Annotated in this window: 3 protein-coding genes; all 3 read right to left on the minus strand. The window is 35.0% G+C overall.

Translation table 11 applies throughout. The features are described 5' to 3' along the window. Window positions 1-51 precede the first annotated feature (51 nt). Window positions 52-3,198 (minus strand): DEAD/DEAH box helicase, encoded by a 3,147-nt coding sequence (locus AC0VZ4_RS24955; protein WP_475441956.1) that lies wholly within the window; start codon window positions 3,196-3,198, stop codon window positions 52-54. Between the two features lie 424 nt (window positions 3,199-3,622). After that, window positions 3,623-4,585 (minus strand): transcriptional regulator, encoded by a 963-nt coding sequence (locus AC0VZ4_RS24960; protein WP_475441957.1) that lies wholly within the window; start codon window positions 4,583-4,585, stop codon window positions 3,623-3,625. Between the two features lie 15 nt (window positions 4,586-4,600). Beyond that, on the minus strand, window positions 4,601-5,839 hold the full coding sequence (locus tag AC0VZ4_RS24965) for an AAA family ATPase (protein WP_007378808.1): 1,239 nt from the start codon (window positions 5,837-5,839) through the stop codon (window positions 4,601-4,603). Between the last annotated feature and the right edge of the window lie 774 nt (window positions 5,840-6,613).

Consider the following 6,613-nt stretch of genomic DNA (forward strand, 5'->3'; position numbering starts at 1 on the left):
ACAACAAGCAAAGTAGTAGACGCACTTTAATTAATTAAGTTCAAAAAAAATCTAGTTTTTTATTAATGACAACATTTGCTGTTCATCAAACTGGGTAAAACTCATTGATTTATCAGTAAATAATGCATCAACTAAAGCTTGCTTATCTTCTTGAATTTTAAATACTTTTTGCTCAATTGAGTTACTCATTATGAGTTTATATACAAACACAGGGTTAGTTTGGCCAATACGGTAAGCTCTATCAGTCGCTTGTTTTTCTACAGCAGGGTTCCACCATGGATCAAAGTGAATAACTGTATCGGCTTGTGTAAGGTTAAGACCTGTGCCGCCGGCCTTTAAACTAATTAAAAATACCGATGTTTTACCGCTAGTAAATTCATCAATTACTTTATCTCGATGGCGAGTTTGTCCTGTAAGTAGACTAAAATCTATATTTATTTCATCTAGGCGCTTAGCAATTAAGTCGAGTGCCGAAGTAAACTGGCTGAATATAATTACTTTACGACCAAGGCTCAGCATCAATGGTAAATGGGTCGTGAGCCATTCTAATTTAGCAGAGCCAGCTTGCGTATCAGGCTCTATTAATTTAGGGTGACAACAAATTTGCCTAAGCTTTAATAATGCTTCTAAAAAGGCTAGTTTACTTTTTTGAACACCTTGCTCTGCAAATAAGTCTATTAACTTTTCTTCAAGAGAGCGTGTAATCCCCTGATACATTTCTTTTTGTTTAGGTTCAAACTCAAACTCTTTTGTTATCTCTGTTTTTTCAGGTAACTCTTGAGCTACTTGCGCTTTAGTACGGCGCAATATAAAAGGCATAATCAACGCTTTTAACTGCTCAGCACGTTCCATGTCAGCTTCACGTTCAATTGGAGTTTGAAAATGTTGCTTAAAATGGGCTTGTGAACCAAGTAATGATGGCATAGCAAAATCGAGTAAAGATTTAAGCTCAAGTAAATTATTTTCGATGGGCGTACCACTTAAACATAACTTAAAATCAGCATTAAGTCGTTTAACTAAGCGCGATACTTGTGCTGTGTCATTCTTAATGTATTGCGCTTCATCGAGAATTATATTTTCGAAATATAATGGCGAGTAATATGCTATATCACGTTTTAACAGCGGATAAGTTGTCAGTATGCATTGCGATTGAGCAAGGTGCTGTAGTGGCTCGTTTCGATGAGAACCAAAAATAGTTGTCACTTTTAAGCCTTTAGCAAACTTAGTTATTTCATTTTCCCAATTACTTACCAAACTTGTCGGACACACGATTAAAGTAGGGCCAGCTTGCGGACGATTATACGTGCTAGTTAAAAAAGCAATCACTTGCAGTGTTTTCCCTAAACCCATATCGTCAGCTAAAATACCACCAAGCTTATGACGTTTTAAAAAGCTTAACCAATCAACGCCCTGTTGTTGGTATTCTCTAAGCTCTACCGACTCATTTAAGCCATGTAAAGATACCTTTGGCATAGCGTGGTCGGTATTATTTAGTTCTTGTAAGTAAAGCTCTAAAGAGTCGTCATGAAGCTCAACATTTATTGCGGTGTGTTTTACAAGCTCAGGCAAGTACGAAAGCGGAATATTAAATTCATCTCTTGTTTTTACAAACTCAAAGCGTTGCTTAAATTCAGTTAGTAAATTAATAGCTGATTTATTGATAACGCCAAATTGACGACCCATTGGATAGTAATGAAATAGCTCACTTTGACGATTTAATGATTGATAAGTTAAATCTTCATTATTAAAAAGTAGCGCAGCTTTTGCACCACTAAGTAATACTTTACAATGCATTTGATGCCCTGCGGCTCTATTCGCATAAAGTGTAACTTCGCTTTGTGGATTAGCAACTGTCATTTTGCTAATCGCTACTTTCCAACCGCGCTCTTTAAAACTTGGAAATACTTCATAGGTAAGCCAATGTAGATGAATAGGGGACTGCTTGGTAAAAACAAACTCACTTTGTAAACCCCCTTTACAAAACTCAAAACCTAAATTCACTAATTCATTTTTAACGGTATTTTCAAACGCATTGTTTATTAAGCTAGCAGGCGCTGCACCTGCTAAATAATTCTTGTTTTTATACTTAAATAACAATGAAAGCGTTAAGCCTTGTTCACCCGTAGTTACTTTTAAAACAGCATTACTAGCTGCTTTAGGTAGCGTTGTTTGTGAATTTATTGGATGTGGTATAACGCCCGCACCAAAATTATCTGCTAACTGCTTATAAATTCGATCGAAGTTAGCACTATGTAAAGCGGGTATTGTTTGCAAATGTGAGATTTCATCAGCGCTTAATGGCGTACGTATACGCCCTATTTTTAAATAATCTAAATCTATGTATGTAGGTGGCGTTGTTTTAATCAGTGCCCAATTTTTGCTTTGCTCCAAATTAATACCCAACTGCGTTAAATCTTTTTCTTGTTTCCAATTAAAGTTCAGCGCTTGGGCACTTTGTGGCTTAATTGCAACACGAGAGCGTTGTAAAAATAATCGTTCTGTAGCAATAAGTTGTTGCAACGCATTAAAACCCCATAAACCTTTGAGTTCAATATTACCTACAGCATTTTGTGAACGGATCCAACTATAAAGTCTAAAATCACTTTCGAGTAAATCATTCGGGGTTATAAAGCTATTAAGTTGCTGATCGGTAAGGTTACGACCTAATGTGTAATTTTGATCTTTATCATAATTAGCTATTTTAGGTGATAAAAATACTTTGTTATTTTCAATATCTAATACAAAGAGTAAAACTTGCGACGGTATTGTTTGCTCGGCGCTTTTGAGTGCGCTTAACTCACTAAACCAATCATTAATAAAGTAATCTTCTCCGTATTCACCAGAGTGCTCTATTTTTAGTTTTAATAAAATTGCTGCTAGGTGACGGCATTTAGTTTTTATATTACACGTACAATGTGTATCAACCGAATAACCAGTTGGTATTTTACTGATCTCTATACGCTGATTGAACGGTGTACCGTTATCACCTTGCACAGTTGAATCAACAACAGAAAAGTTAGAAGTATGCTCTAACCAACTGATTTTTCCGTTTTTGTAATACTCTTTACCTTTGGCTAGCACATTGGGTCGAAACAGCTTATTTATAAAGCGTTCTGAAAGAGGAAACTGAGTAGCCTGCTCATTTTTAATTTCTTCAAAAATAGCCAGTAAATCATTTTTTGATAAGTTAGCAGACATGTCACTCTAAGTGATTAGTTTTTAAAAATAATTCTGCCAGTATATGCCTTATGTGCTCTGAGCTAAAGCTATATTAACGCAATATAAACTGGTTGGAGTTGATTGGTTAGTAAAAAATTGGTTTATAACTAAATTTAGAATGGATTTTGTTGAATAAATTGCAAAATGTTGCTGATTCAAAAAATAAAAACAACTTAAACAATAGTTAGAGCGCTTTTAGATCAGAATTTTACTAACACTTTTTAAAACATATGGTAAATAGATAAAAAAGAGGCGAATAGTTAGTAAAAAAATGATCTACGCAATAAAACAGGCTAAATAAGCACATTAACGGCGTGTACAGATCAGATTTATACTAACTAAATAATATTGCAGATCAATATTTAACTAACAAAACAAACTGGATAGATCGCTATTTTACTAACTAATTAAAAGCACTTAATAGCTTTGTAAGTTGCTCTAAGCGCTTGTCTGTCATCACTTTGTTGTTTATTTTTATAGAAACATCGCCACTTTTAAGATTTCGTTGAAGTGAAACAAAATCATTTTCGAGAACAGCTTCGCGTTTTACTGTAGTTTGCGGTTCAGCTGTTAAGCATTTAGTAACAGCCATTGCACGCTTGTCGTCGCTTGTAATCGCGTTAATGTCATTGTTACTTGCTAGCTCTTGAACCAACCGATTAAAGCTCTCAGGATCACGCTCCTTTGCAATAACAAGCTTTTTAGCAACTTCTCTACCAACATGATTAGCCGTAGGATAAAGCGCAATAACCTCAGCTGGTATTTGTTCATAGGCTTTAATTGCATCTGCAATGGCAGTATGCGAAACACCTTCAAGAGCAGCTATTTCTCGGTAAGATCCTTTTTTACCTTGTTCAATTAATTCATTTTTAGTTTGTTGATAAGCTTGTCCTAACTCCCATAAACTTGGTGCTATGTATTGATCAGATGAAACAGCTAAAATTTTTGCATCTTGTTCAGTAAAGTCACTTGAGCTAAGCACTAAATAATCAGCGTTACCTAGAATACAGGCCATACGACGACGTGAACCTGCAAGAACTAAACTTTTGTCACCTTGCTCCCAAAGCAAAGCAGGGTGCTGATTTCGACCATCATCGCTAATTGCAGGAAGAATATCTGATACTGACTTTTCGTTAAGAAGTGCCTGTACGCGACGATTTTTGCCATATACACCAGTGATAGATTCAATATCAGCATGTGCGATCACTTTACAAACAAGCGTAATTTGACGAGCAGGGTCGCTCGGTGCAGGCATTCTAATTACATCGCCAGCATTCGCTTGTTCTAGTAATGCATCAAGACTACTGCTGCCTACAGCTGTTGCAAATGGATCTAAGCGGGTGTCATTTTTACGTTTTTTAGCCATTTTTATTTAACATCCTTACTTAGGCGTATTTAATTTTGATTGTGTGGATTGCCAATTAGATCGAATTAGCATTTCAAGTTCGTCAACAACATCTTTAATGTTTTCTTGTGCACGCATAAGCGATTCACGACTGGCTAAACTATCAGACGCTTTTTGATCAAAAATAGTATTAAAAGATGAAGAGCTCGCTGTAATTGCAGAACTGTGGTTAATTGGGTAACTCATTACTTGGCGGCCAAATGCACTACGAACATCTTTAACAATATCGCGTTGTGAATGGTTACCTTTTACATAATTGGTTACAAGAAACTGCATAAAGTCCCAACCTTCATGTCCAAGCGCAGCAACAGTATGATAAATCTCGCCTAACCTTTTTAGATATTTATTGTTTGCATCAAAATCGACAGCTTCCGGATGAACAGGAATAAGCATCGCTGTAGATGCCATTAATGCATTATAAAACATAAAGTTAAGAGTTGGAGCTGTATCAATAAGTAAAATATCAAACTCATCTTGAACCGGCTCGATTACTTTTTCTAATAACTTATGATAATGGCGAGTTTGCTCATAATTTGAAGTATCTTTTAATAAAGTGGCAGTTTCGTGCTCAAAATAAAAGTCATCCATACCCGATGGTAAAACGCGAATATTTGGAATATGCGTAGGTAAAAATGAGTTTGATACAAATTCAGGCCATGTTTCGCCTTCGTCTAGATCTATGCAATCGCGCATTAAATCACCAACAGTAATTGGATCATGTTCGCTAGAGGGGAAGAAGCTAGATGATGATCCTTGCGGATCTAAATCAATAATACCAATGCGATAACGTTTAATATTGGTTGTAGCAAGTGCCGCTGCAATATTAACCATACTGGTTGTTTTACCACAACCGCCTTTGAGGGAGTTTATAACAATAACTTGAAGTTTGTCGTCGCTAGTGCGGTGATCAGGCTTGATATCCATAATATCAGCCATTGCAAAAATATTTACAAGTGTGTAAGCATAATGGCCATTTGCACCGCGTTTTATGTTTAAATCATCAAAATCACCATTATCATGGCGTCTTTTTAAGGTACGATTATTACAACCTAGTAAATCGGCTGCTGCTTTTTGGGTGTATGTTCTTAACTCTTTTTCTTCGGATTTAAGATGAGCGCGATAATGTTGAATACGTCCTTCTAATGACTTTTCTGCAACTTCAGCAGTCGCTTTTAAAAGTCGATAGGTATTTAGCGCATTATTGTTGATAGACATACTTTCCTTCCTCAAAGTTAGGCAGTAAGTATAATGTCCATTCAATTTGCTGTAAACAACTATTTATGGCGACATGCATTTTAAAAAGAAGACATCTAATAATATTTTTACATCATTAATATTGCTTAGTATAAATAAAGAAGTTTAAAGGTGGTTAAATATATAAGGTAATAAAGGTTAAGGGTGTATAATTAGCATATAACTTGATGATAAATATGAATAATATTAAAAAAAGCAGATCACCTTTATACTTGGTTAAGATCAGATCTTTATTAACACTCAGATCAGCTTTTTACTAAGGACTAATTGAGATCTATAGTTATGCACAGCTTACTCATTAAGTTATGAACAAAAACACCTCTTGAGATCCGATTTTTACTAAGTAAATTATAAAGTTATGCACGGGTCTACTAGATAAAAGGGGCATTGAATTAGTATAGATCTGATCTGTAGTAAGTACAGATCAGATCTATTCTAACTCGATATTGCTTTATCCACAGGAGAATTACTTAAAAGCGTAATTTGTCGTGTTTAATTTAATAAAATATCAATTACACTGGACAAAATAATAGCTGAGTTAGTAAAAAAGAGATTTATAACTCACTTGTTAGTATAATAATGATCTGAAAACACCAAAAATTGACAACAGTTAGTATAAAAGTGATCTGAATGTTTTATTTAAAGTCAGATCACTTTTATACTAACTTAAACATTTAACTTTTCTTGTTTTATGTGTTGTTATTAACTGTCGCAATAAAAATGGAAATAAGAACA

It is taken from the genome of Pseudoalteromonas sp. QJM3NY_22 (genome assembly GCF_056173065.1).